At 65.2% G+C, this 23,455-nt stretch carries 21 protein-coding genes; 15 read left to right on the forward strand and 6 right to left on the reverse strand.

Going from position 1 to position 23,455, the window contains the following annotated elements; translation table 11 throughout:
• Window positions 1–200 precede the first annotated feature (200 nt).
• The 13 genes from LV28_RS26455 (at window position 201) to LV28_RS26515 (ending at window position 13,575) form a co-directional block, all read left to right on the forward strand.
• Window positions 201–974, forward strand: a complete 774-nt coding sequence (locus tag LV28_RS26455) for an SDR family NAD(P)-dependent oxidoreductase (protein WP_038618955.1) — start codon at window positions 201–203, stop codon at window positions 972–974.
• Window positions 975–1,007: 33 nt separating this feature from the next.
• Window positions 1,008–2,573, forward strand: a complete 1,566-nt coding sequence (locus LV28_RS26460) for an ABC transporter substrate-binding protein (protein WP_023593948.1) — start codon at window positions 1,008–1,010, stop codon at window positions 2,571–2,573.
• A gap of 66 nt (window positions 2,574–2,639) precedes the next feature.
• Window positions 2,640–4,508: an AMP-binding protein gene (locus LV28_RS26465; protein ID WP_160117961.1), complete on the forward strand. Its 1,869-nt coding sequence runs from the start codon at window positions 2,640–2,642 to the stop codon at window positions 4,506–4,508.
• Window positions 4,505–5,422, forward strand: a complete 918-nt coding sequence (locus LV28_RS26470; RefSeq protein WP_023872459.1) for an ABC transporter permease — start codon at window positions 4,505–4,507, stop codon at window positions 5,420–5,422. The genes LV28_RS26465 and LV28_RS26470 overlap by 4 nt, the downstream gene beginning before the upstream one ends.
• Window positions 5,415–6,314 (forward strand): ABC transporter permease, encoded by a 900-nt coding sequence (locus LV28_RS26475; RefSeq protein ID WP_023872458.1) that lies wholly within the window; start codon window positions 5,415–5,417, stop codon window positions 6,312–6,314. Before LV28_RS26470 ends, LV28_RS26475 begins: the two co-directional genes overlap by 8 nt.
• Window positions 6,314–7,360, forward strand: coding sequence for an ABC transporter ATP-binding protein (locus LV28_RS26480; protein WP_023593952.1), 1,047 nt, complete (start codon window positions 6,314–6,316; stop codon window positions 7,358–7,360). The genes LV28_RS26475 and LV28_RS26480 overlap by 1 nt, the downstream gene beginning before the upstream one ends.
• Window positions 7,360–8,430: an ABC transporter ATP-binding protein gene (locus LV28_RS26485; protein WP_023593953.1), complete on the forward strand. Its 1,071-nt coding sequence runs from the start codon at window positions 7,360–7,362 to the stop codon at window positions 8,428–8,430. The genes LV28_RS26480 and LV28_RS26485 overlap by 1 nt, the downstream gene beginning before the upstream one ends.
• Window positions 8,427–9,605: an acyl-CoA dehydrogenase family protein gene (locus LV28_RS26490; protein WP_023593954.1), complete on the forward strand. Its 1,179-nt coding sequence runs from the start codon at window positions 8,427–8,429 to the stop codon at window positions 9,603–9,605. Before LV28_RS26485 ends, LV28_RS26490 begins: the two co-directional genes overlap by 4 nt.
• Before the next feature lie 42 nt (window positions 9,606–9,647).
• On the forward strand, window positions 9,648–10,835 hold the full coding sequence (locus tag LV28_RS26495; protein ID WP_023593955.1) for an acyl-CoA dehydrogenase family protein: 1,188 nt from the start codon (window positions 9,648–9,650) through the stop codon (window positions 10,833–10,835).
• A complete protein-coding gene (locus tag LV28_RS26500) occupies window positions 10,832–11,998 on the forward strand; it encodes a thiolase family protein (RefSeq protein ID WP_038618950.1) in 1,167 nt (388 codons plus the stop codon). The genes LV28_RS26495 and LV28_RS26500 overlap by 4 nt, the downstream gene beginning before the upstream one ends.
• A 46-nt stretch (window positions 11,999–12,044) precedes the next feature.
• Window positions 12,045–12,530, forward strand: a complete 486-nt coding sequence (locus LV28_RS26505) for an FAS1-like dehydratase domain-containing protein (protein ID WP_024788442.1) — start codon at window positions 12,045–12,047, stop codon at window positions 12,528–12,530.
• Entirely contained in the window at window positions 12,527–12,955 is a 429-nt protein-coding gene (locus tag LV28_RS26510) for a MaoC/PaaZ C-terminal domain-containing protein (RefSeq protein WP_023593958.1), read from the forward strand. Before LV28_RS26505 ends, LV28_RS26510 begins: the two co-directional genes overlap by 4 nt.
• 92 nt (window positions 12,956–13,047) lie before the next feature.
• Window positions 13,048–13,575, forward strand: coding sequence for a flavin reductase family protein (locus LV28_RS26515; protein ID WP_023872451.1), 528 nt, complete (start codon window positions 13,048–13,050; stop codon window positions 13,573–13,575).
• 26 nt (window positions 13,576–13,601) lie between these two features.
• Here the strand turns inward: LV28_RS26515 and LV28_RS26520 are convergent, their stop codons facing one another.
• The 4 genes from LV28_RS26520 to LV28_RS26535 form a co-directional block, all read right to left on the reverse strand.
• Window positions 13,602–14,474, reverse strand: coding sequence for an IclR family transcriptional regulator (locus LV28_RS26520; protein ID WP_024788439.1), 873 nt, complete (start codon window positions 14,472–14,474; stop codon window positions 13,602–13,604).
• Window positions 14,475–14,600: 126 nt separating this feature from the next.
• Window positions 14,601–16,145: a class I adenylate-forming enzyme family protein gene (locus tag LV28_RS26525; protein ID WP_038618947.1), complete on the reverse strand. Its 1,545-nt coding sequence runs from the start codon at window positions 16,143–16,145 to the stop codon at window positions 14,601–14,603.
• Window positions 16,142–17,539: an MFS transporter gene (locus tag LV28_RS26530; protein WP_115344422.1), complete on the reverse strand. Its 1,398-nt coding sequence runs from the start codon at window positions 17,537–17,539 to the stop codon at window positions 16,142–16,144. The genes LV28_RS26525 and LV28_RS26530 overlap by 4 nt, the downstream gene beginning before the upstream one ends.
• Window positions 17,540–17,648: 109 nt before the next feature.
• Window positions 17,649–18,446, reverse strand: a complete 798-nt coding sequence (locus tag LV28_RS26535) for a class II aldolase/adducin family protein (protein WP_038618945.1) — start codon at window positions 18,444–18,446, stop codon at window positions 17,649–17,651.
• A gap of 113 nt (window positions 18,447–18,559) precedes the next feature.
• Here LV28_RS26535 and LV28_RS26540 point away from each other — a divergent pair, with 113 nt between their 5' ends.
• Together LV28_RS26540 and LV28_RS26545 are read left to right on the forward strand one after the other, a co-directional pair.
• Window positions 18,560–19,261, forward strand: a complete 702-nt coding sequence (locus LV28_RS26540; RefSeq protein WP_023593964.1) for a TetR/AcrR family transcriptional regulator — start codon at window positions 18,560–18,562, stop codon at window positions 19,259–19,261.
• Between the two features lie 81 nt (window positions 19,262–19,342).
• Window positions 19,343–20,167, forward strand: a complete 825-nt coding sequence (locus LV28_RS26545) for an SDR family NAD(P)-dependent oxidoreductase (RefSeq protein ID WP_058371620.1) — start codon at window positions 19,343–19,345, stop codon at window positions 20,165–20,167.
• A gap of 182 nt (window positions 20,168–20,349) precedes the next feature.
• Here LV28_RS26545 and yiaY read toward each other — a convergent pair whose 3' ends face one another.
• Together yiaY and exaC are read right to left on the reverse strand one after the other, a co-directional pair.
• A complete protein-coding gene (gene yiaY / locus LV28_RS26550) occupies window positions 20,350–21,498 on the reverse strand; it encodes an L-threonine dehydrogenase (protein WP_023593966.1) in 1,149 nt (382 codons plus the stop codon).
• 184 nt (window positions 21,499–21,682) lie between these two features.
• Window positions 21,683–23,203, reverse strand: coding sequence for an acetaldehyde dehydrogenase ExaC (gene exaC, locus LV28_RS26555; RefSeq protein WP_023593967.1), 1,521 nt, complete (start codon window positions 23,201–23,203; stop codon window positions 21,683–21,685).
• Window positions 23,204–23,455 lie beyond the last annotated feature (252 nt).

Here is a 23,455-nt window from a genome sequence, read left to right on the forward strand (position 1 = left end):
CCATATAAAGACTGGCTACAGCTTGCGTTATAAAGATAACCGATGATGTATCGATTGAACTGAGAGTTATCCCTGATGAATTTCGTTAAAAGTTATTTGTTTCAAATATTGACCATTTGCGGGCGCGTGACTAGACTGATCTGCATGACGACGACTGCCGGCACAGATCAGGCAGCGCCATAACCAGGAGACGCAAGCGCATGAGCAATCGCTTCCAGGGAAAGGTGGTCCTGGTGACCGGCGGCGCGCGTGGCATTGGCTACGCGACGGCTGAACGGTTCGCCGAGGAGGGTGCACGCGTGGCGATCTGCGACATATCGGCGGACGCGGCGCAATCGGCGGCCGACGCGCTGCGGCAAGACGGCACACGCGAGGCATTCGGCTTCGGTTGCGATGTGACCGACGAGGCGCAGGTGGAATCGCTGGTGGCGCAGGTGCTGGCGCGGTTCGGCGGGCTCGATGTTCTCGTCAACAACGCGGGTGTCACGCGAGATAACCTGCTGTTCAAGATGTCGGTCGATGACTGGGACCGCGTCATGAACGTTCACTTGCGCGGCACCTTCCTGTGTACGCGCGCCGCGCAGCGGCACATGGTCGAGCAACGCAGCGGCAAGATCGTCAATCTCTCTTCCACATCGGCACTCGGCAATCGCGGGCAGGCGAACTATTCGTCGGCCAAGGCGGGTCTGCAGGCCTTCACTCGCACGGCTGCCATCGAGCTGGGGCCCTTCAACATCAACGTCAATGCGGTGGCGCCGGGGTTCGTCGACACCGAAATGACGCGTCAGACGGCGGAACGCCGCGGCATCGATCCCGAGGAATACAAGCGGCAGCGCGCCAGGAGCATTCCGCTTGGCCGCGTCGGTGTTCCGCGCGATATCGCGAACGTGGTGGCCTTCCTTTGCAGCGACGACGCGTCGTTCGTTTCCGGGCAGATCATCTATGTCAAGGGCGGTCCGGAAACGTTGCGGTAAGGCTTCGTCCGGCGTCTTCCTTCGGAGAATTCAATGCACACACGGGCATTGCAGGCATGGCTGCGCAAGATCGCATGGATCGGAACCGGTCTGGCGTTGGGCGTGGCGTCGTGGACATCCACCGAGGCCATGGCCATCGGCGGAAAGCCATCGGTGAATCGCGATACGGTCGTGTTCGCGGTCGGCAAGGACATCAACAATCTCGACGGACAGGTGGCGGCCACGGGGGATTCGCAGCGCTACGGCTGGCAACTGTTCGACACGCTCTACGCGTTTGATATCGACGGCAATCTGAAGCCGAGCGTGGCCACCGCGGTGACTATCTCCCCCGACGGTCTGCAGTACACGTTCACCCTGCGCAAGGACGTCAAGTTCCACAATGGCACGAAGCTCACCGCCCGGGACGTGAAGTACTCGCTCGAGCGCATCGTGGCGCCCGAGACGAAAAGCACCCGGCGGCCATACTTTGCCAATCTCGTCGATCGCGTCGATGCACCGAACGACACGACCGCGGTCTTTCATCTGAAGCGTCAGGACGGGGCGTTCCTCAACAAGATCGCAGGCTATCTGCTGCTCGTGCCCAAGGCGTACACCGAAGCATTGCCCACACCGGAAGCGTTCGCCCGTGCCCCGATCGGATCGGGACCGTACAAGTTCGTCGAGCAGAAGATCGGCCAATCGGTCACGCTCGAGCGTTTCGACGGGTACTGGGGACCGAAGCCGGGCATCAGGCACCTTGTCTTCAAGGTCATTCCCGAGGCAAGCAGTCGCATCAACGCGTTGCTCAGCGGCGAGGTCGACGCCATCGACTACGTGCCGAGTGTCGACGTGGCGCGGCTGAAAGCCAACGCCGGACTCGCGGTGAAGTCGGTCCCCGTGGGCAGCCCCCTCGCGGTGCGGCTTTACTCCAACGTGCCCGGCACACCGCTCTCGAAGCGCGACGTTCGCCTCGCACTGAACTATGCGCTCGACACCCGCGCAATCATCGATCAGGCACTGCACGGCGTGGGGGCGCAGATGTCGTCGTACGTTTCGTCGAGCTACCCGTACGGCGTCGATCGTGCGCTCAAGCCGTATCCGTACGATCCGGCGCAGGCGAAGAAGCTGCTGGCACGCGGCGGTTACCCGAACGGCTTCACGACCGATCTGCTGTGCCCGACGGACAACCCCAAGGAGCTTTGCGAAGTCATCGCCGCGTACTGGGCGGCGGTGGGCGTGAAGGCCAACGTCAAGGTCATCGACTACGCTGCGTGGAGTCGCCTGAACAACACGCACAAGGGCGGACCGATGACGATGATGCAGTTCTCCAACGCCATCTACGATCCGGTGCATCCGATCAGCGGGGCGGCCACGAAAGAAGGCACGTGGTCCGATTACTACAACCCGGAAGTCGAGACGCTCGTGGCGCAAGGCGATGCGGCGACGTCCCGCGAGCAGCGCGACGCGATTTTCAAGAAGATCGGACGGCTGTTGCACGACGACGGCCACGCCGTGCTGATCACCGAGCTGTATTACACCTTCGCGCAGGACGTGAAGCTGAACTGGGAGCCGCAACACGGCAGCGGCTACTACAACCTGCGCAATCTGAGCTGGAAGTAGGCGGCTCCCCGGCAGGCGCTGGCGAAATGAACGGATGCGAGCGAACGTGAACCGATGAATCAGACCATGAATCGAGACGACGACAGCGTATGGGTTCCGCGAGAGGCGCCGACGACGCTGGGCGGGGCGGGCGCCGCGTCCGCGCACGGAGCGCTCGACGCGATCGACGCGATCGACTGGACGCGCGAGACTTTCTCGAGCGCGCTCGCCCGCATTGCCGGAATGCATGGCGATCGCGAAGCGGTGGTGCACGGCGAGACCCGACTGACATTCGCGCAGCTGGTCGAGCGCATTCACGCGTTTGCCCGCGGGCTGATGTCGCTGGGCGTGGGTCCCGGCGAGAACGTCGCATTGTGGATGTCGGACGGCACCCAATGGCTCATCGCCCGATGGGCCGTGCCGATGATCGGTGCGGTGCTCGTGCCCGTGAACACCCGGTTTCGTGACAGCGATGTGGCGTATGTGCTGAGCCAGTCGGAGGCGACCACGCTGATCGTGCAGGAGCGCGGCGGTGTCACGGGGCGGGGCGTGCGCTACTTCGACATCCTCGCGCAACTCGACCCCGATTGGACGCGGCAGCGCCGCGGCGCGTGGCGTTGTGAACGCATGCCGGCGCTGCGGCGCGTGATCGGCCTGCCGACAGACCGCGCGCTGCCGGCAGGCATGGAAGACTTCCACGCCATCGAAGCCCACGGCCGGCGCTGTCTCGAGGACGGCGCGCTCGCTCGCCGGTGCGCGCAGGTCGGCCCGGACGATGTCGCCCAGATTCTCTACACCTCGGGCACCACGTCGTTCCCGAAGGGCGCCATGGTGCGGCACGGCGCGCTGCTCGGGAACAACCACTACGCGGCGCAGTGCCTGCGACTGACCTCTCGCGATCGCTACTTGTCGTGCGTGCCGCTGTTTACCGCCACGGGCACGTTCTACACCCTGGCGATGGCGCTTTCCGGCGCGGCGATGGTCATCGCGGACCAGTTCTCCGCAAAGCTGTTCTGCGAGCTGGTCGAACGTGAACGCATCACCGTGAGCTTCTTCGTCGATACCATCGTGCAGGATCTCAAGGCGTTTCCCGACGTCGGTCGATACGACCTGTCGAGCCTGCGAACCGGCACGGGCGCACCGCTGCCCACGGCTTCGTTCGAGTGGGTGAGCCGCACGCTCGGGGTACCCGAGCTGGTCAGCGCGTACGGCATGTCGGAGACATCGAACGCCGTGGTACGAACGCGCTGGGACGACCCGTACGAGAAGCGCTCCCGCACCAACGGCAGGCCAGTGCGCGACGTGCGGATCCGCATCGCGGACATCGAGACGGGCGAGCCGCTGCCAGCGGGCGAGATCGGACAGATCTGCGTCTCCGGCTACGTGGTGATGAAGGGCTACTACCGCATGCCGGAGGAGGATCGCAAGGCCATCGACGCGCAGGGATGGCTGCTTACCGGCGATCTCGGCGAGCTCGACGGCGACGGCTATCTGACCTATCGCGGGCGCGTGAAGGAGATGATCAAGCCGGGTGGCTTCAATGTCGCCACGCAGGAGATCGAAGTCTTCCTCAAGACTTATCCCGGCGTGCGTCAGGCAGTCGTGGTCGGGGTGCCGGATGCGCGTCTGGGCGAAGTGGGCTATGCGTACGTCGAGCGCCAGACGGGCGCGGACATTTCGCCGCGCGCGTTGCAGCAATATTGCCGCGAGCATATCGCGAGCTACAAGGTGCCGCGCTATGTCGAATTCGTCGACGCCTGGCCGCTTACCGGAAGCCAGAAGATTCGCAAGCTCGAATTGCGCGAGCGCGCGACGCGCAAGCTCTCGGCCGGCGACGGCGACCCGCCGCACGTGTGGCGCGACGCGGCGGAGCGCGTGGATGAACCCGCGCACATCACCGATAGCGAAAGCGCGGGCGCCGGCGGTGGCGGCACCGACAAGGGGACGCTCGCATGATTCGCTACCTCGCGCGCCGGGTGGCGCAATCGCTGATCACGGTTCTGCTCGTCACGCTGGTGATCTTCCTGATCGTGCGGCTCATCGGCGATCCGACGCACCTGATGCTGCCGCCGGAAGCGACGGAAGCCGATCGGGCGGTGCTACGTCACCAGATGGGGCTGGACCGTCCCGTTCCGGTGCAATACGCCAGTTATCTCTGGCATCTGCTACAGGGGCAGCTCGGCATGTCGTACCGGTTCTCGCGGCCGGCCCTCGACGTGGTGCTCGGCGCGTTGGGACCGACGCTGCTGCTCACGACGTCTGCGCTGGCGCTGGGCATTCTGGTGGGCGTGCCGCTGGGCGCGGTGGCGGCCGTGCGCCGCGGCGGCGCGGTGGATCAGTGCGCCAAGCTCTTCGCGGTCCTGGGGCAGGCGGCGCCGCCGTTCCTGTTCAGCCTGCTCTTCATCCGCCTGTTCTCGATTCAGCTGTCATGGTTCCCGACCAACGGCTATGGCACGTTTTCGCATCTCGTCATGCCGGCCGTGGCGCTGGGCTGGTATTCGGCGGCGGGCATCATGCGGCTCACGCGTTCGAGCATGTCCGAAGTGCTCGACACCGAATACATCAAGTTCGCGCGCATTAAGGGGGTGCCGGAGCGCACCATCATCTTCCGGCACGCGCTGCGCAATGCGCTGCTGCCGATGATCACCTTCACCGCGCTTCAGTTCGGCATTCTGATGGGCGGCGCCGTGTCGGTCGAATTCATCTTTTCGTGGCCGGGCATCGGTCGTCTGATCCTCGACTCGATCTCGAACCTCGACTACACGGTCGTGCAGGCCGCCGTCACGGTCGGCGCGCTGATCTTCACCTTGCTCAACCTGGCGGTGGACGTGCTCTACGCCTACGTCGATCCGAGGATTCGCTATGCATGAGGCCACTCCCCTCGACTTGCAGCAACGTCCGGCCGAGACCTGTGTCCCGGTACCGCAAGCGCGCGCGCGCCGCCGCCTTTGGCGCGACGTCCAGCTCTGGTCGTGCCTTGTGCTCGCGCTGGCCCTGATCGTCGTCGCGCTCGCGCCCCAGTGGTTCTCGCCTTACGACCCCAATGCGATTTCGTTGAGCGACATCCTCAAACCGCCCTCGGCGGCGCACTGGTTTGGCACCGACCAGCTCGGACGCGACCTGCTCTCGAGAGTGATCTGGGGCTCGCGCATCTCGCTGTACGTGGCGTTCTGCGCGGTGCTCATCGCGGGGATTTTCGGCAGCCTGTTCGGCATAGCGGCGGGGTTTCTCGGCGGATGGGTCGACGCGGTGGCGATGCGGGTGGCCGACATTCAGCTGGCCCTGCCCGCGGTCATTCTCGCCTTGGTGCTCGTGGGCGCCATCGGCTTCAGCGTCTTCAATCTGGTGATCGTGCTGAGCCTGGCCAACTGGGCGCGCTTCGCCCGGGTCACGCGTTCCGAAGCGCTCTCGCTGCGCTCGCGAGACTTCGTCTTGCTGGCCAGGCTGGCGGGCGCATCGCGCTTTCGGGTGATGTTCGCCCACATCGTGCCCAACGTGGTCAACACCTTCATCGTGCTCGCCACGCTCGATATCGGCACGATCATCATTCTGGAAGCGACGCTCTCGTTCCTCGGTCTCGGTGTCCAGCCGCCCACGCCGTCGTGGGGCGCAATGATCGCCGACGGACGCGGTTATCTGGAGACCGCGTGGTGGATCTGCGGCATTCCGGGCATGGTCCTGATGGTCACCGTGCTGCTGGCGAACCAGTTGGGTGACGCGTTGCGCGATCGCCTGAGCCCAACGATGTCGAGGGGGTGGTGATGAGCGTTCATCCACTGCTCGAGGCGCGCCATCTCACCACGATGCTGCGGGGCAAGCACGGCGTGGTCACCGCCGTCGACAACGTGAGCCTGCGCGTGGACGCCGGCCGGTCGCTCGCGCTGGTCGGCGAGTCCGGGTCGGGCAAGAGCATGACATGCAACACATTGCTCGGCCTGTTGCCGTCGAACGGCCGCCTGGTGCACGGCGAGGTGCGCTACAAGGGGCGCGATCTCGCAAGACTGTCGTCGGCGGAGATGGCCAAGGTTCGCGGGCGCGAGATCGGCATGATTCTGCAGGACGCGATGACCTCGCTCAACCCGCTGCTGACCATTGGCGATCAGGTAGCCGAAATCTTCCGCGTGCATCAGGGCATACGCGACAAGGCCGAACTGCGCCGCCGAAGCGTGGAAGTGCTCGAGCGCGTGAAGATCCCGGCCGCGCTGGAGCGGCTCGACAGCTATCCGTTCCAGTTCAGCGGCGGCATGCGCCAGCGCGTGTCCATTGCCATCAATATCGCGCTCTCGCCCGAGTTGCTGATCTGCGATGAGCCCACGACGGCGCTCGATGTCACTGTCCAGTTGCAGATACTCAAGCTGCTTCGGGAGCTTCAGCAGCAGCGCAACATGGCGCTCATCTTCGTCACCCACGATCTGCATCTGGCGTCGCAGTTCTGCGACGACGTGGCGATCATGTATGGCGGCCGCATCGTGGAGTCCGGGCCGATTGCCGATGTCTTCGCGCGCCCGGCCCACCCGTACACCGCCGGCTTGCTTCGCGCCGTGCCGTCGCTCGGGCGGTATGAAAAGCGGCTCGAGGCGATTCCGGGTCAACAGCCGGGTCTGACGGACTGGCCACAGGGGTGCCGGTTCGCGCCGCGCTGCCCGCTCGCCACCGAGCAATGTCGGCGTCAGTATCCGGACTGGTTCGAGTGGCAGGGTGGCGCGCGGCGCAGCGCTTGCTGGCAGACGATGCAGATGCTGTCGAAATCGGCGCCGCCGGCCGGTCGTACTGATCCGGCAACGTCCGCGCGCAGGGAGGTGGCGTGATGTCGCAACCGTATCTTTCGGTTCGAAACCTTAGAAAGACCTACGACGTGCGTCGCGGGTTGCTGGGCCGTGCGCGCCCGCTTCATGCGGTGGCGGGCGTGAGCTTCGACGTCGAGCCAGGGGCGACCTTCGGACTCGTCGGCGAGTCGGGCTCCGGCAAGAGCACCATCGCGAAGATGCTGATGCTCGCCGAACCGGCCACGAGCGGCGACGTGATGGTCGACGGGCGGAACGTCCGGCAACTCGACGCGGCCGCCCGGTCGGCGTTTCACCGCGTGTTGCAACCGGTGTTGCAGGACCCGTATAGCGCTCTCAATCCGCGTATGCGCATTGGCAGGATCATCGACGAGCCGCTGCGCATTCACCGCACGCTGGACGACGCGTCGCGCGCTCGCCGTGTGGCGGAGTTGCTGCAACTTGTCGGATTGCCCGGCGCAGCGCAACGCAGGTTCCCGCACGAGTTGTCGGGCGGACAGCGTCAGCGCGTGGCGATCGCGCGTGCGCTCAGCCTGAGCCCGCGCTGCATGATTCTCGACGAGCCGGTGTCCGCGCTCGATGTGTCGATTCAGGCGCAGATCCTGAACCTGCTCAAGGATCTCCAGGGCACGCTCGATCTGACGTATCTGCTGATCTCGCACGATCTCGCGGTCGTGGCTTACATGAGCCAGCGCATCGGCGTGCTGTATCTCGGCGAATTCATGGAAGTGGCCGATACCGCCACGCTCATGCAGGGCGCGCGCCACCCTTACACGCAGGCGTTGATTGCCTCGGTCGATGCGCGCGGCGGGCACGGGGCGCAGGCGGTGGCCGGCGAGATTCCGTCGCCCATGAATCCCCCGGCGGGGTGCCCGTTTCATCCACGCTGCCCGCACGCGCTCGCACGCTGTCGAGAGGAAAAACCGGTGGCGCGGGAGATCGCGCCGCGCCACTGGGTGACGTGTCATTTCGCGGAAACGATTCCCGTCGCGACAGCGAACACCGCTGCGCGCGCCATCGGCCCGAAGGCGATAGAAGCCGCCCATCGCTCCGCTCCGGAGGCTCAGGCGGTCCCCTTTCAGGAGGCAACATGAATTTTGCGGAAACCCCCTCGTTGTCCAGGCAGGGCAACCCCGACGTGCTTGCAGCGCTCGAAGCCGTCGTGCAAAGCCGCTTTCCGGCGCGCGAGCGTGCATGTCACGACGCGGCTGCCATGCCCTTCGAGAATCTGCAGGATCTGTTCGAGCTGGGCTTGCTCACCGCCACGGTGCGAAAAGAGCACGGCGGCCTGGGCAGCAACGTGATGTCGGACGATCCGGCCACCTTCCTGCAGGCCATGCGCCGCGTGGCGCGCGTGTCGCCGGGTACGGCGCACTGCATGCAGGTGCAGAACCACGTGGCGTGGGCGATCGACGAACTGGGCACCGACGCGCAGCGCGAGCGGTTCGTCAAGCCGATGACGCAAAAAATGAGCGTGTCGTCGTTCGTCGGCAGCGAGGCGGGCCGCAAACACATGTACGTGCTCAGGACCACGGCGAAGAAGGTCGAGGGCGGCTACATCGTCAACGGCAACAAAAACTATGCCACCAACGGTTACGAGAACGGTGTCGCCATCGTGTTCGCGACCATCGAAGGCGAGACGGAATACTTCAAGTCGCACCTGATGGTCATCGTCGAGCCGGGAATGGAGGGCCTCACGATCAATCACGACTGGTACCGCCCGACCGGCATGCGCGTGTGCCCGAGCCCGGAGATCTATCTGAACGATGTGTTCATCGACGAGCTGCACGTGCTGGGAGAGCCGGGCGTGTATCCGCGCGGGCGCTGGCAGGGGCGCTTTCATCTCGGCTTTACCGCGAACTACCTCGGCATGATCGAAGGCGCCTATGAGTGGGTGCGTCGCAGTCTCGTCGAACGCGGCCGGGGCAAGGATCCGTTCGTGCAGTTGCGCATGGGCGAGGCGAAGACGCAGTTGCACGGCGCGCAGGTGGTGTTCGAGAACGCCATCGATGCCTGGCGGGCGGGAGACGTGCAGCGCGCCGAGCTGATCTCGATGCAGGCCAAGTCGATCTGCGCGCACGCCGCCCTGGAGATGTCGCATACGCTGATCATGCTGGCCGGCTCGACAGCGCTGTTCGACGAATTTCCGCTTGCGCGTCTGATCCGGGATCTGAATACGCACATCCTGCACGTCGGACACGACAAGACCGCGCAGATCGTTGGGGCGGCCGAACTCGGCGAATCGTTCGATTCGACGCTCCAGCGCTGAGCGCGTGCGTCGATTTCGTCAATCTTGTCTTCGAGAGTTTCCATGGATTTTCAGCTCACCGATTCGCAGCGCGAACTGATCGACGCGACCGAGAAACTGTGCCGTCAATTGCTCCCGCTGGCGAAAGAGGCCCACGAGGCCGAAGCGCAAGGCGACTTCGCGCCCTTGCAGCGACTGCGTTGCCAGATGGCCGAAGCCGGGCTGCTGGCGCTGAACATGCCACAGGAGTACGGCGGCATGGGACTGCCGCTGCTCGAGACGTTGTTGCTCATCCAGACCATCCAGCGTGTGGATTCGACAATGGGCGGTCTGGCGCACCGTACGTCCACGGGCGCGATTGGCGCGGTGCTGGAGCTCGGCACGCAGGCGCAGAAGTCGCGCTTCGTCGCCGGTGTGGCGCGCGGCGAGATCGGGGTGTCGATCGGCATCACCGAGCCCGATGCCGGTTCGGCCGCCACGGCAATGAAGACGCGCGCGCGCATCGAGGGCGACGACGTGATCATCAACGGCCAGAAGATCTTCATCAGCGCGGCCCGAGGGCATCACTTCACCATGCTCTACTGCCGTTTTGGCAATACCGGGCGCGCGAGCGACATCGGCGCGATCATGGTGCCTCACGATGCGCCCGGTTTTACGTGCAGCGGCGGCACGCTGAACATGGCGGGCGAGCGGCAGTACGAGCTCTACTTCGACGACTGTCGCGTGCCCCGAGCGAATGTCCTCGCCGAGAGCCGCGCGTTCGCCAAGCTCATCAGCGTGTACAACGTCGAACGCCTGGGCAGCATCTCGCGCATGCTGGGATCGGCGCAGGCCGCTTTCGACTTCGCACTTCAGTACGTTCAGGAACGCAAGCAGTTCGGGCGCGAACTTGCCGACTTTCAGGGGCTGCAATGGATGCTGGCGGACATGAAGGTCAAGTTCGAGGCAGCGCAGTTGCTGACCTGGCGCGCCGCGGCCAACACCGCGAGCGGGCTGCCTTCGCCGCTCGAGACGTCGGTGGCCAAGGTATACGTGGCGCAGGCGGCCAAGGAAATCTGTGACGACGCGATTCAACTGCTCGGCGGCTACGGTTACATGACGGAGTACCCCGTGGAGGGGCGCTACCGCGAAGTGCGCGGCGGTTCGATCTACGGCGGCACGCTGCAAATTCACAAGAACATGATCGCGGGCCATCTGCTCGGCCGGAAGAACAGTCAATGGGCGACGACGTCCGGGGAGTCGACCGAATGAAGGCGTCTGCCCTTGGTGATCGCGATCCGGTCATCGTCGACGTCGTGAGAACGCCCGTCGGCCGACGCGGTGGCGCCCTGCGCGAGTGGCACGCGGCCGCGCTGCTCGCCCAGGTGCTGGGTGCCGTGCTGACGCGCACCGGCGTGCCGGCCGATGCGATCGACGACGTAGTCGCGGGCTGTGCAACCCAGGTTGGCGAACAGGCCGGCAACATTGCGCGCACGGCGCTGTTGATGGCGGATTTTCCGGTGACGGTGCCGGGGACGACTGTCCAACGTGCCTGCGGTTCGTCGCAACAGGCCATTCACTTTGCCGATAACCTGATTCGCGGCGGCACCTGCGACGTGGTGATCGCCGGCGGCGTCGAACTGATGTCCAAGACGCAGGGGGCCAACGATGACCCGCGATACGGCAAGCGCTATCCCGACGCACTCGTCGAGCGCTTCTCGATGCCGTCGATGGGCATTGCGGCCGAGCGCATTGCGGCGCACTGGAAGCTCGAACGTGCCTATCTGGACGAACTGGCGTTGCGAAGCCACGTGCTGAGCGCGGCCGCGTACGACGCGGGCAGGTTCGCCCGCCAATGGGTGCCGGTCACCGGCGCCGACGGTGAGCCGCTTGCGCGAGACGAAGGGGTGCGTCGCGACACGTCGCTGGAGAAGCTCGCTTCGCTCAAGGCGTCGTTTCGCGATGACGGCCGGGTGACGGCGGGCAACGCGAGTCAGGTCTCCGACGGCGCGGCGGCCGTGCTCCTGATGACGGCGGCGAAGGCGCGCGAGTATGGCCTTCGCCCGCGCGCCGTGTTGCGAGCACAGTTGGTCGTCGGCGTGGATCCCGCGATGATGCTGACCGGCCCGATCCCGGCGACACAACAGATTCTCGCGCGCAGCGGGCTCGCGCTCGAAGACATCGACCTGTTCGAGATCAACGAAGCGTTTGCGTCGGTGCTGGGCGCGTGGCTCGCCGAGATCCGGCCCGACCTGTCGCGCGTGAACGTCAACGGCGGGGCGATTGCCATGGGACACCCGCTGGGGTCGACGGGCGCCCGCCTGATGGCCGGACTCGTCGATGAACTCGAAGCGCGCGGCGGACGTTACGGGTTGCAGTCGATGTGCTGCGGCGGAGGGCTGGGAACGGCCACGATCGTGGAGCGCGTGGAGTGATGGCGCATGGGCGCAGGCAACACTGGCAAGCACGAGGAGCGAGGCGATGACGGAAATCGACCGTTCATGGATCGGCACGACCGCGCAGGCGTTTCGGGTTGACGTCGAACGCGGCGCGATTCGTAAATTTGCCGACGCGATCGGCGACGACAACCTTTTGTACCGTGACGACGCCTTTGCCCGCCGTCACGGCTACGACGGCATTGTGGCGCCGCCGACGTTTCCGACATGCTTTCGCGCGTCGCAGGATCCCCCGTGGATCGCCACGCTCGACCGACGTCGTATCGTCGCGGGGGAGATGGGGTTTCACTACCACCGACCCATTGTGGCCGGCATGCGATTCGAGTGCCGTCTGCAACTGGTCGGCATCGACGACAAGGAGGGCGCACGCGGCGCGATGTCGCTGCTGCGCCAGGTGATGTCGGGGCATCTCGTGGGCGACGACGGTTTGGCGCACGAATGCGTTTTCACCGTGCGACGCACCACCGTCTATCGGTCTGCGCAGCAGGTGACGTCGAGGAGTCTGGCATGAACGGGATGCATCTGTTGCATGCGCGCGTGGGCGACACCTTCGCGCTCTCGGTGCCGGCGGTGACCACCACACAACTCGTGCGCTATGCCGGGGCCTCGGACGATTACAACCGCATTCACTACGACCAGGGCTACGCGCAGGAGGCGGGACTGGGCGGTGTGATTGCTCACGGCATGTTGACGATGGGCTTCATGGGGCGCGCGGTGTCGGACTGGGCCGGACCGTCGGCGGTCATCGTCGATATCGAGGCGCGCTTCAATGCGCCGGTGCGTCCGGGCGACGCCGTGATGGTGGTCGGCACGGTGGCCGATTGCGCGCAGGGTGACGATGGGCGGCGACGCCTGCGTTGCGACATCGTGGCACGCGTGGGCGACCGGACCGTCGCCCGCGGGGCGGCGGTGGTGGCGGCGCCTCGCGCTCAGTGAGTGAAGTCGCATCCGGTACCGTGCAATACCGATCGGCATGGCCCCAGGGGCACGGGGTCGGACGCGTCGCGGTGCGATGCGACAGGATTGTCATGATGCTTTTCGAGGAGGCTTCCGTGAACGCCACGTTCGATGCCAGCCATTTCCGTCACGCGCTGGGTCGCTTTGCGACCGGCGTGACCATTGTCACGACGACCACGCCCGACGGCACGCCGATCGGGCTTACGGCCAACTCCTTCAATTCGGTGTCGCTCTCGCCACCGCTCGTGCTATGGAGCATCAACAAGCGCTCCCGCAGTCTGGAGGTGTTCGAGACGTCGGGGCGATTCGCGATCAATGTGTTGTGTGCGGATCAGATGCCGCTCGCGGCCCGGTTCGCATCGCCCGTGCCGGACCGCTTCGAAGGGGTGCAATGGCGCAGCGGGCGCGGGGGAATGCCCCTTTTCGACGGTTGCGTGGCGTGGTTCGAATGCAATCTGACGTTCAAGTATGAGGGCGGCGATCACTTCATCTTCGTCGGCGAAGTCGTGGATCTCCACCATTGCGACCGGGTACCGCTGCTGTACGCCGCGGGCGCCTACGGCGTGCCTACGCCGCATCCGGATCTCGCCATCGGGTGACGCGGCCCACGCTGCGCAGGGTAGCGTTATTCCCAGCGCAGCGATTCGACCTCGAGCTTCTTTTCCAGTGCGCGCACTTCCTTTTGCAACAGTTTCGCCATTTCGATGCGCCGCTCGCCCGAGAGCCGGGATTCGATGGCGGCGATGCTGATCGCCGCATACGGGGTGCCCTGCCGCGGACGAATCGCCAGCCCGATGGCCGAGACGCCCGGTAGCACGTCTTCTTCGTTGATCGCGTAACCCGCCTCGGCCGAGATCGCCATGGCGTGCTCCAGTCGCGACTGGGTGGAATTGCCGAAGCTCGCGAGACGTCCGGCGTTGGTCGCCATGACCCGTGCGCGCTCGTCGGGCGGGAGCGCGATGAGCAGCGCAAGACTCCCTGCGCCCACGCCGAGCGGACGGCGTCCACCGATTTCGAGCGTACGCGTCTGAATCGGGTAGCCGCCTTCGATGAGGTCGATACAGACGGCGTCGAGTCCGCTGCGCACCATCAGGAAGACCGAGTCGCCCGACTTTTCCGCCAATGCTTGCAATGTGGGTTGGCACAGCTCGCGCAGACTGAAGTGCGGCGAGGCGGCCAGCCCGAGTTCGTAAACCACGTGCCCGAGATGGTAGTGCCGGGTCTCGCGGTTCTGCATCAGCATGCCTTGCGCGACCAGTCCCTTGACGATGCGGTGCGCCGTTGGCCGCTCCAGCGACAGGGCGTCGGCAATATCGGACAGGCGCAGGCCTTTCATGCCGTGTGCGGCCACTTCGCGCAGCACGGTGACCGCGCGGTGGATGCTCTGGGTGCCGAGCGGCGGCGTGGCACCCGCGGGAGTCTCCGGAGGGAGGGGGGCGCTGGCGTTCGCTTTTGGCCTGCGAGCCTTCGGCGCGGTTTCGACGCTTTTTGTGGACACGGTGGAAAGTGGAGCAGAGGATTGCACGCTATCGGAGGCCGGCACAATGGGCCATCGGACAAAGGGACTTCGGATTCCCGGTCCGATTAACGTGATCGTACTATATCCACTTCCCGCCGCGTTCACCTAGGCCGAACGCAACGCCGTTTTCAGCACCTTGCCATAGTGGTTCTTAGGCAGTGCGTCGAGCGCCACATATCGCTTGGGGCGCTTGAACCGTGCGATATGCGCCAGGCAGAATGCGTCGAGGGCGGCGCTGTCGAGCGTGTCCCCCGGGGTGCAAACCACGTACGCGACCACGACTTCGCCCCACTCGGCGTCCGGCTCGCCGATCACGGCCACCTCCGCGACGCCGTCGGCGCGCAGCAGTACCTCCTCGACTTCGCGCGGATAGATGTTCGTGCCGCCCGAGATGATCACGTCCTTCGAGCGGTCCTTGAGCGTGAGGTAGCCGTCGTCGTCCAGCACGCCGATATCGCCCGTCCACAGCCAGCCGTCGCGCAAGGTCTTCGCCGTCGCCTCCGGATTGCGCCAGTAGCCCTGCATCACGACGTCGCCGCGCACCACGACCTCGCCGGGCGTGCCCGCCGCGACCGGCTCGCCGTCGTCGTCGACCACGGCCACTTCCACCATGGCATGCGCGTGGCCGACCGACGCCAGACGCGGCGCCCAGCGCGGATGTTCGCTCGCCGCGATAGCCTCGCGCGGGAGCACCGTGATCGTCATCGGTGACTCGCCCTGGCCGTATATCTGCACGAAGCGCGGTCCCATCACCGAAAGCGCGCGCTCGATGTCCGCCGCGTACATTGGCCCGCCGCCGTAGACGAGCGTCCTGAACCCGTCCGACTTTGCCTCCGTGGCCTGCGCATGCCGCACCAGACGGTTCACCATGGTGGGCGCCGCGAAACACGAAATGTTCCCCAGTGACGCCGCCAGGGCGAACATCTCCTGCGCATCGAACCCACCGGACGCGGGAAACACGTGGCCCGCCGCCTGCATCATGAAGATCACGCTGTAGAGTCCCGCCCCATGTGACATCGGGGCCGCGTACAGGGTGCGGTCCTCGCGACCGGGTGTGTCGACGTCCGTCAGGTAGCACGCGGCCATCGACCACAGGTTTCGATGGGACAGCATCACACCCTTCGGGCGCCCGGTCGTTCCAGACGTGTAGAAGATCCACGCCAGATCGTCGTTTTCGCGCGACGCGACGGCGCCAGGCCGGAGGCTGCCCGCTGAGTGCCCGCTTCCTTGACTCGCTTCGACCTGGAGCCACTCGGCGACGCGGCTGTCCTCCGGCGGCATGCGCACGACCGACGGCGACACGAATTCGGCGATGGACTGGAGATCGTCCGCCTGCGCCAGCAGAATGTCCGCCGCGGCGTCGCCGACGATGAAGGCCGCCTCGCGCGGATGCAGCTTCGCGTTGATCGGCACGGCGACGAGCCCGGCCCACCAGATCGCATACAACCACTCGAGGTACTCGGGCCGGTTGCGCATCCACAGCGCCACTCGAGCGCCGTCGGCCAGCCCCATCGAGCGCAGGCCGGCAGCCAGGCGTGCGCAGCGCCGGGCGAGCGTTGCGTAATCGTGCAGCGGCGTGTCGCCAAGATACGTCGCGATGTGATCCGGATACCGCTGCGCGGCGCGGGCGAGGGTATTGGCAATGTTCATGACGACCTCGCCACACCGGTACTGCCCGCACCGACGGCGTCGGCGGAGGCCGCGCGGCGCGTCGTCACCGTCAGGAAGACGAAGAGCAGCAGGCCGTACACGAGCACCATCACGCCGAGCGTGGTCATGCTCGCGCCGTAGCCGCCGAAGGTGTCCTTGGCCCATCCCGTCAGATAAGGCCCGACGAAGCCGCCGAGATTGCCGACCGAATTCACGAGGCCGATGCCCGCGGCCGCGGCCGCGCCCGTCAGGAACATCGGCGCCAGCGGCCAGAAGAGAATGTTCGACGCCAGAATACCGGCTGCCGCGATACAAAGGCCCAGAATGCCCACGTAGGGAGATGCGGCATTGCCGGCCATCACCAGGCCGACGGCGCCAATCGCGGCAGGCAGCAGGATGTGCCAGCGACGCTCGCCGGTCTTGTCGGAGTGGCGCGCATTCACGACCATCGCCACGCCTGCACAGATGTACGGCACCGCGCTGAGCAAGCCGGCCTGTGTGTTGTCCAGTCCGCCGATGCCCTTGAGGATCTGCGGCATCCACAGCGTGATACCGAACAGGGCCGTGATGTTGCAGAAAATCGCGAATGCCAGCAGCAGCACCTTGCCCGAGAGCAGCGTCTCCATGACGCCGTATTGACGGGCGCGCTCCTTGGCCGCCTTTTCCTGCGCGAGCGTGCGCACCAGCCATTCACGTTGCGCATCGGTGAGCCACGCGGCTTTGTCCGGCGCATTGCCCAGCACGAAGTACGCCACGACGCCCACCACCACGGCCAGGCCGCCTTCGAGCAGGAACATCCATTGCCAGCCGCGCAGTCCGGCGAACTCGTGAAACGACGTGAGGATCGCAGTGGAGAGCGGCGCGCCGATCAGCACGGCAAGGGGCAGCCCGAGAATGAAGATCGCCGTCGCGCGGGCCATGGCGCGTCCCGGAAACCACAGGCTCAGGTACAGCACGATGCCGGGAAAGAAGCCCGCCTCGGCCACGCCCAGAAGGAAGCGCATCGTGTAGAACGAGGTTTCGCCGGAAACGAAAGCGAAGCCCGCCGATACGATGCCCCACGTCACCATGATGCGCGCGATCCAGATTCGCGCGCCGACGCGATGCAGGATCAGGTTGCTCGGCACCTCGAAAACGAAGTAGCCGAGAGAGAAGATACCGGCGCCGAAACCATAAACGGTGGCGGTGAATCCCAGATCGCCATTCATGTGCAACGCCGCGAAGCCGACGTTGACGCGATCGAGGAACGCCACGATATAGCAGAGAATCAGGAAGGGCAGGATGCGGCGAAATAGTTGGCCGATCGTTTCCTGCGCGATGCGCGAGTCCAGTGCGGCGGCGTTATCGCCGTTCGCGACCGTTTGGCTCGCCTGTGTTGCGATGGTCGGGTTCAAGGGGTGTCTCCGTCATAGTTCTGTTTTGGAATGCTGACCACTACCAACTGCCTGCCACGGACTGCGTGACGCTACTGCCAAACGGCAAGAAGATACGAATGCGGCTCGCCTACCGCTTATAGTCGTGCCCGTCCCGCTCGAGCCGACGCAACAGCGACGGCCATTCGCGATCGCCGGAGCCGCGCAGATCGTTCACCCACTGATGCGCGGTCAATTCCGCGATCTCGCGCGACGGAATCCGCAGGGCCGCGCCAGTGCTCTGCGCCAGCAGCTGCGCCCTCGCGGCTTTCTCCAGATAGAACATCTCGACGAACGCATGCCCGACCGAGCGGCCCACCGTAAGTGTGCCGTGATTGCGCAGAATCATCGCAGCACAGTCGCCCAGGTCGGCCAGCAGCCGCTCGCGCTCGTCGATGGTGAGGGCGATGCCTTCGTAGTCGTGATAACCGAGCCGGCCCACGAAGCGCATGGCATGCTGGGTGATCGGCAGCAACCCGTCTTCGAGGGCGGACAGCGCCATGCCCGCTTCGGTATGCAGATGCATCACGCAGGCGGCGTCTTCGCGCGCCGCATGAATGCAGCCGTGAATGACGAACCCCGCCGCGTTCGGTCGGTGGGGCGACTCGCCCACGACACGCCCGTCGAGATCGATCTTCACCAGATTCGACGCGGTGATTTCGTGAAACGACAGGCCGAGCGGGTTGACGAGAAAGTGATGGTCCGGGCCAGGCACGCGCGCCGACAGATGGGTGTAGATCAGGTCGTCCCACCCGTTGAATGCGCAAAGCCGGTAGGCCGCCGCAAGATCCTCGCGCAGGCGCCGCTCTTCCGGCGTAATGCCCGTGTCGGCAAGCCGCTCGCTGACGGGCAGGTCAAAGGAAGAAAAAACTGTGTCAGACTTCTGCATCCCGTTCTCCGAGCCGATGCACCGTTGGCAGGGTTGCCTGCCGAATAGTTTTCGATACGGTGCTATTATTTATGAACTAAACGTTTAGTTTAGTATTTGTCCGGACACAACGAATGTCAAGTCAGTCGAATCCCGAATCTCCGGCGCCCGGTCGGCGCGGTCGCAAGCGCAGTGTCGAAGCGGAGCGCGCCGTACTCGATGCGGCTTATCGTCTGTTGCTGGAGCAGGGGCTGCACGCCACCACGATGGAAGCGATCGCCACGGCGGCAGGCGTGAGCAAGGCCACGATCTACAAGTGGTGGCCGAATCGCGCCTCGGTCATCATGACCGCGTTCCTGCGCGAAGCGGGGCAGGCACTGCCGTATCCAGAAGAGTTGCAACTCGACAGCATCTTCGCGCGTCTGCTGAAGATGGCCGAAGAATTCTGCGGACCGATGGGCACGATGATCAGCGCCCTGATCGCGGAGGGGCAGTCGGACCCGGAGATCGCACAGGCATTTCGCGACGGCTACGTCTCGGCACGACGCCAACAGGGTGTGGAAATCGTGCGCGATGCGATTGCACGTGGCCTGATCAAGCCGGGCGATCCCGACGTCGTGCTCGACATCCTTTACGCGCCGCTTTACTACCGTCTGCTCGTGGGCCACAAGCCACTCACGCGCGCGTTCGTCCGCGAACACGTCGATCTCGTAATGCAGGGGCTGCTGGGCCCCAACGGCACCGTGCCCGAATTGACCCGCACACGCTCGCGGAGCGCCGGCACAGGTGTTGGGAAAACCTCGCGGGCACGAAGTCCGGCGAAAAAAACAGCTTGACGTCTCCAGCGGGGTTGCGGATAAACTAAACGAATAGTTTAGAAAATAAAGCGACCACATCATCCAATGGAGACGCGCCGTATGAACACATCCTCTGGCCGCGCGAAGCGCGATTCCCTGAACGCATTGCGCGATCGCGGGCATGCCGTGGTGGTGACCGGCGCGAGCGGCGGTATTGGGTTGGCGGTGGCGAACCGTTTGCACGACGATGGCTGGCATGTGGTGGCGACGGATCTGGACACGGCCCGGTTGAAGGACGTTTTCGGCGCGCGTGCGGGACAGGCGCGTTTGCAGCTTTCGGCGCTCGACGTGACCGACCACGGGGCGGTCGATGCATTGGCGGCGTCGCTGCGCGAGCGCGGCGTGGCGGGCCTGGTGAACGTGGCGGGTGTGCTGCAGGATGTGGTGCCCATGCTTGGCATGAACGACGACATGCAGCGGCGCGTGTGGGAAGTGAACTACTTCGGTGCCCAGCATTGTCTGCGGGTGTTTGTACCGCTCATGACGCAGCTGGGTGCCGGCGCCGTGGTGAACATCACGTCGATCAACGAACTGCGCCCGTTGCCGCTGCATGCGTATTCACCGGCGAAGGTGGCGTTGGGTGCGCTCACCCAGCTTGCGGCGGGCGAGCTGGGCGCGTCCGGCATTCGTGTGAATGCGGTAGCGCCAGGCTTCACGCTCACCCCCATCTTCGAGGACAAGCTTGCAACAGGCAAGCGCAGCGCGGCTGCGATCGAGGCCCATTCCGCACTGGGGCGGCTGGTGGGGACCGACGAAATCGCCGCGGCCGTGAGTTTCCTCATGTGCGACGAATCGAGTGCCATCACGGGCGTGAGTCTGCCGGTCGACGCGGGATGGCTCGTGAGTTCGCACTGGATGAACTTCCGCGAACTGGCCCACTCCTGAAAGTTTGGATCGGCACCCTGAAGAAGCTCAAGACATTTCCGTAGAAGCCTCGAATTTCAGCACGTACGCGCGAATGATCGACGACCCTCCGACCGCCATCCAGGAAGCGCTGCATCAAACGCCATCTTTGCGGCGGCCGACATCGGATCGCCGTGTTGTCGGCGATCCGACGAGGTGACGCATCAAAACGCCCGACGGAAGATCTCCTCGATCTCGGCTTGCTCGGCGCGTCGCGGGTTCGTGAGGCCGCACGCGTCCTGCATGGCGTTCGCCGCCAGCGTGGGAATGTCCGATGTCTTCGCACCGAGTGCCTCGAGACCGGCCGGAATGCCGATGTCCTTCGACAGGCGCCGGATCGCGGCGATGGCCGCCTTCGCACCTTCCTCGGCGCTCAGTCCGTCGACCTTCTCGCCCATCGCCTGTGCAATGTCCCTCAGGCGCGCGGCGCTCACACTCGCATTGAACTCCTCGACGTGCGGCAGCAGCACCGCGTTGCACACGCCGTGCGGCAAGTCGTAGAAGCCCCCGAGCTGGTGCGCCATCGCGTGCACGTAACCGAGCGACGCATTGTTGAAGGCCATCCCCGCCAGGAATTGCGCATAGGCCATGTTCTCGCGCGCCGCCATGTCGTCGCCGTGCGATACGGCGCGACGCAGGTTCTGCGAAATCAGCGTTACCGCCTTGAGCGCACACGCGTCGGTAATCGGCGTGGCGGCCGTCGACACGTAGGCCTCGGTCGCGTGCGTGAGTGCGTCCATGCCCGTGGCGGCGGTCAGCCCCTGGGGCATCGCCACCATCAGGGCCGGGTCGTTGACCGACAGCAACGGGGTCACGTTCCGGTCCACGATCGCCATCTTCACGTGCCGCTTCTCGTCCGTGATGATGCAAAAGCGCGTCATCTCGCTCGCGGTGCCTGCCGTGGTGTTGATCGCGACGAGCGGCAACTGCGGCTTCTTCGATTGGTCAACGCCTTCGTAGTCCGCAATGTGCCCGCCATTGGTCGCGCACAACGCAATGCCTTTCGCGCAGTCGTGCGGCGAGCCGCCGCCGAGCGAGATGACGAAATCGCACTGATGCTCGCGCAACATCGCCAACCCGGCTTCCACGTTGCTGACCGTGGGGTTCGGCTTGGCGCCGTCGAACACCACCGACTGAATGTCCTCTCGTGCCAGCAGCCCGGCCACCTTGTCGGCGACGCCGGCCCTGGCGAGGCCCGCGTCGGTCACGATCAACGCGCGGCGGAACTGATATTGACGCAAGGCGGCAATCGCCTCGTCGAGACTGCCCACGCCCATCATGTTGACGGCGGGAATGAAGAATGTCGTGCTCATGGTCATGCTCCTGATCTGTTCTGTGAGGGGCACACCGCGCGCGCTGCCGACGGCATCGTCGCAGCCGGCCGGACGCGCCGGCGGTGTCCAGAATCAACGCTTGCAAGCACTGAGGACAGCATCGCACCCAGGGCGCGATGTGTCCTTGATCTGCTGCAAACCGGGCAAGGAATAGAGCGAACGCTCAAAAGAACCCGAGCGGGTTGACGTCGTAGCTCACCAACAGATTCTTCGTTTGCTGGTAGTGGTCGAGCATCATCTTGTGGGTCTCGCGTCCGATCCCCGACTTCTTGTAGCCACCGAACGCCGCGTGCGCGGGATAGAGGTGATAGCAATTGGTCCACACGCGCCCGGCCTGGATCGCACGCCCCATCCGGTAGGCGCGATTGATGTCGCGTGTCCAGACCCCGGCGCCGAGACCGAACTCGGTGTCGTTCGCAATCGCGAGCGCCTCCGCTTCGTCCTTGAACGTCGTCACGCCCACCACCGGCCCGAAAATCTCTTCCTGGAACACGCGCATGCGGTTCTCGCCCTTGAGCAGCGTGGGCTGGATGTAGAAGCCCGAGGCGAGCGGGCCGTCGAGCATTTCGATGCCGCCGCCGGTGAGTATCGTGGCGCCTTCCTTGCGGGCGAGGTCGAGATACGTGAGGATCTTGTCGAACTGCTGTTGCGACGCCTGCGCGCCCACCGCGGTTTCCGTGTCGAGCGGATCGCCGCGCTTGATGCGGGCCACGCGCGCCATGACCACTTCCATGAACGGCTCGTAGATCGACTCCTGCACGAGCGCGCGCGACGGGCATGTGCACACCTCGCCCTGGTTCAGGAAGCCGAGCACCAGCCCTTCCGCCGCCTTTTCGACGAATTCGGGTTCACCGCGCATGATGTCGTCGAAGAAGATGTTCGGCGACTTGCCACCCAGCTCGACCGTGCTCGGGATCAGGTTGGCGGCCGCGCGCGCGAGAATCTGTCCGCCGATCGGGGTCGAGCCCGTGAAGGCGATCTTGGCGATCCGCCGGCTTGTCGCCAACGCCTCTCCCGCCTCCTTGCCAAAGCCCTGCACAATATTGAGCACCCCAGGCGGGAGCAGATCGCCCACGAGCTCGGCAAACAACGTGATCGAGAGCGGCGTCTGCTCCGCGGGCTTGAGCACCACGCAGTTGCCGGCAGCCAGCGCGGGCGCGAGTTTCCATGCCGCCATCAGCAACGGAAAATTCCACGGAATGATCTGACCCACGACGCCCAGCGGCTCATGGAAGTGGTACGCCGCCGTGTGGGCGTCGATCTCGGCCGCCGTGCCTTCCTGCGCACGAATGCAGCCCGCGAAGTAGCGGAAGTGATCGATGGCGAGCGGCAGGTCGGCGGCGAGCGTCTCGCGCACGGGCTTGCCGTTGTCCCACGTCTCGGCCACGGCGAAGCGCTCCAGCTGGCTCTCGAGCCGGTCGGCGATTTGCAGCAGAATGCGCGAGCGCGCCTGTACCGAGGTCTTTCCCCATTGCGGCGCGGCGGCGTGGGCCGCATCGAGGGCCAGCTCGATGTCGGCGCCGCCGGAGCGGGGAAACTCGCCGATCACCCCGCCTGTAACCGGCGACGTGTTGGTGAAATAGCGTCCTTCCACGGGCGGCACGAATTTGCCGCCAATGTAGTTCTCGTAACGCGGTTGCAGGGACAGCAGGGCACCGGGAGTGCCGGGAGGGGCGTATCGCATGTCGTGTCTCCGGATATTGTCGTGTCGGTGGCGCGGCGGCCACGCCACACCCCCAAAGCAATTCGCGGGCCACCCCGGTGCGCGCCAGGCGCCACGGGCATGGCCGGCACGCTGCCCGGTGCCGGGTGTGCCGATTCCGTGACACATCTGTGCCATGCCATGACGGGGGTGTCTCACCGTCGTGACAGGCAATCGCCCTGTGCCGGTCGATTGACATAGCGCATTGCAAACCCCCCCGGCATGCGACATGCT

Source organism: Pandoraea pnomenusa, assembly GCF_000767615.3.
GTDB classification, from domain to species: domain Bacteria; phylum Pseudomonadota; class Gammaproteobacteria; order Burkholderiales; family Burkholderiaceae; genus Pandoraea; species Pandoraea pnomenusa.

Excerpts from the sequence above, each read along its gene's own strand:
- LV28_RS26455 (WP_038618955.1), top strand. The coding sequence starts at position 201 with ATGAGCAATCGCTTCCAGGGAAAGGTGGTCCTGGTGACCGGCGGCGCG.
- LV28_RS26460 (WP_023593948.1), top strand. The coding sequence starts at position 1,008 with ATGCACACACGGGCATTGCAGGCATGGCTGCGCAAGATCGCATGGATC.
- LV28_RS26465 (WP_160117961.1), top strand. The coding sequence starts at position 2,640 with ATGAATCGAGACGACGACAGCGTATGGGTTCCGCGAGAGGCGCCGACG.
- LV28_RS26470 (WP_023872459.1), top strand. The coding sequence starts at position 4,505 with ATGATTCGCTACCTCGCGCGCCGGGTGGCGCAATCGCTGATCACGGTT.
- LV28_RS26475 (WP_023872458.1), top strand. The coding sequence starts at position 5,415 with ATGCATGAGGCCACTCCCCTCGACTTGCAGCAACGTCCGGCCGAGACC.
- LV28_RS26480 (WP_023593952.1), top strand. The coding sequence starts at position 6,314 with ATGAGCGTTCATCCACTGCTCGAGGCGCGCCATCTCACCACGATGCTG.
- LV28_RS26485 (WP_023593953.1), top strand. The coding sequence starts at position 7,360 with ATGTCGCAACCGTATCTTTCGGTTCGAAACCTTAGAAAGACCTACGAC.
- LV28_RS26490 (WP_023593954.1), top strand. The coding sequence starts at position 8,427 with ATGAATTTTGCGGAAACCCCCTCGTTGTCCAGGCAGGGCAACCCCGAC.
- LV28_RS26495 (WP_023593955.1), top strand. The coding sequence starts at position 9,648 with ATGGATTTTCAGCTCACCGATTCGCAGCGCGAACTGATCGACGCGACC.
- LV28_RS26500 (WP_038618950.1), top strand. The coding sequence starts at position 10,832 with ATGAAGGCGTCTGCCCTTGGTGATCGCGATCCGGTCATCGTCGACGTC.
- LV28_RS26505 (WP_024788442.1), top strand. The coding sequence starts at position 12,045 with ATGACGGAAATCGACCGTTCATGGATCGGCACGACCGCGCAGGCGTTT.
- LV28_RS26510 (WP_023593958.1), top strand. The coding sequence starts at position 12,527 with ATGAACGGGATGCATCTGTTGCATGCGCGCGTGGGCGACACCTTCGCG.
- LV28_RS26515 (WP_023872451.1), top strand. The coding sequence starts at position 13,048 with ATGATGCTTTTCGAGGAGGCTTCCGTGAACGCCACGTTCGATGCCAGC.
- LV28_RS26525 (WP_038618947.1), bottom strand. The coding sequence starts at position 16,145 with ATGAACATTGCCAATACCCTCGCCCGCGCCGCGCAGCGGTATCCGGAT.
- LV28_RS26535 (WP_038618945.1), bottom strand. The coding sequence starts at position 18,446 with ATGCAGAAGTCTGACACAGTTTTTTCTTCCTTTGACCTGCCCGTCAGC.
- LV28_RS26540 (WP_023593964.1), top strand. The coding sequence starts at position 18,560 with ATGTCAAGTCAGTCGAATCCCGAATCTCCGGCGCCCGGTCGGCGCGGT.
- LV28_RS26545 (WP_058371620.1), top strand. The coding sequence starts at position 19,343 with ATGAACACATCCTCTGGCCGCGCGAAGCGCGATTCCCTGAACGCATTG.
- yiaY (WP_023593966.1), bottom strand. The coding sequence starts at position 21,498 with ATGAGCACGACATTCTTCATTCCCGCCGTCAACATGATGGGCGTGGGC.
- exaC (WP_023593967.1), bottom strand. The coding sequence starts at position 23,203 with ATGCGATACGCCCCTCCCGGCACTCCCGGTGCCCTGCTGTCCCTGCAA.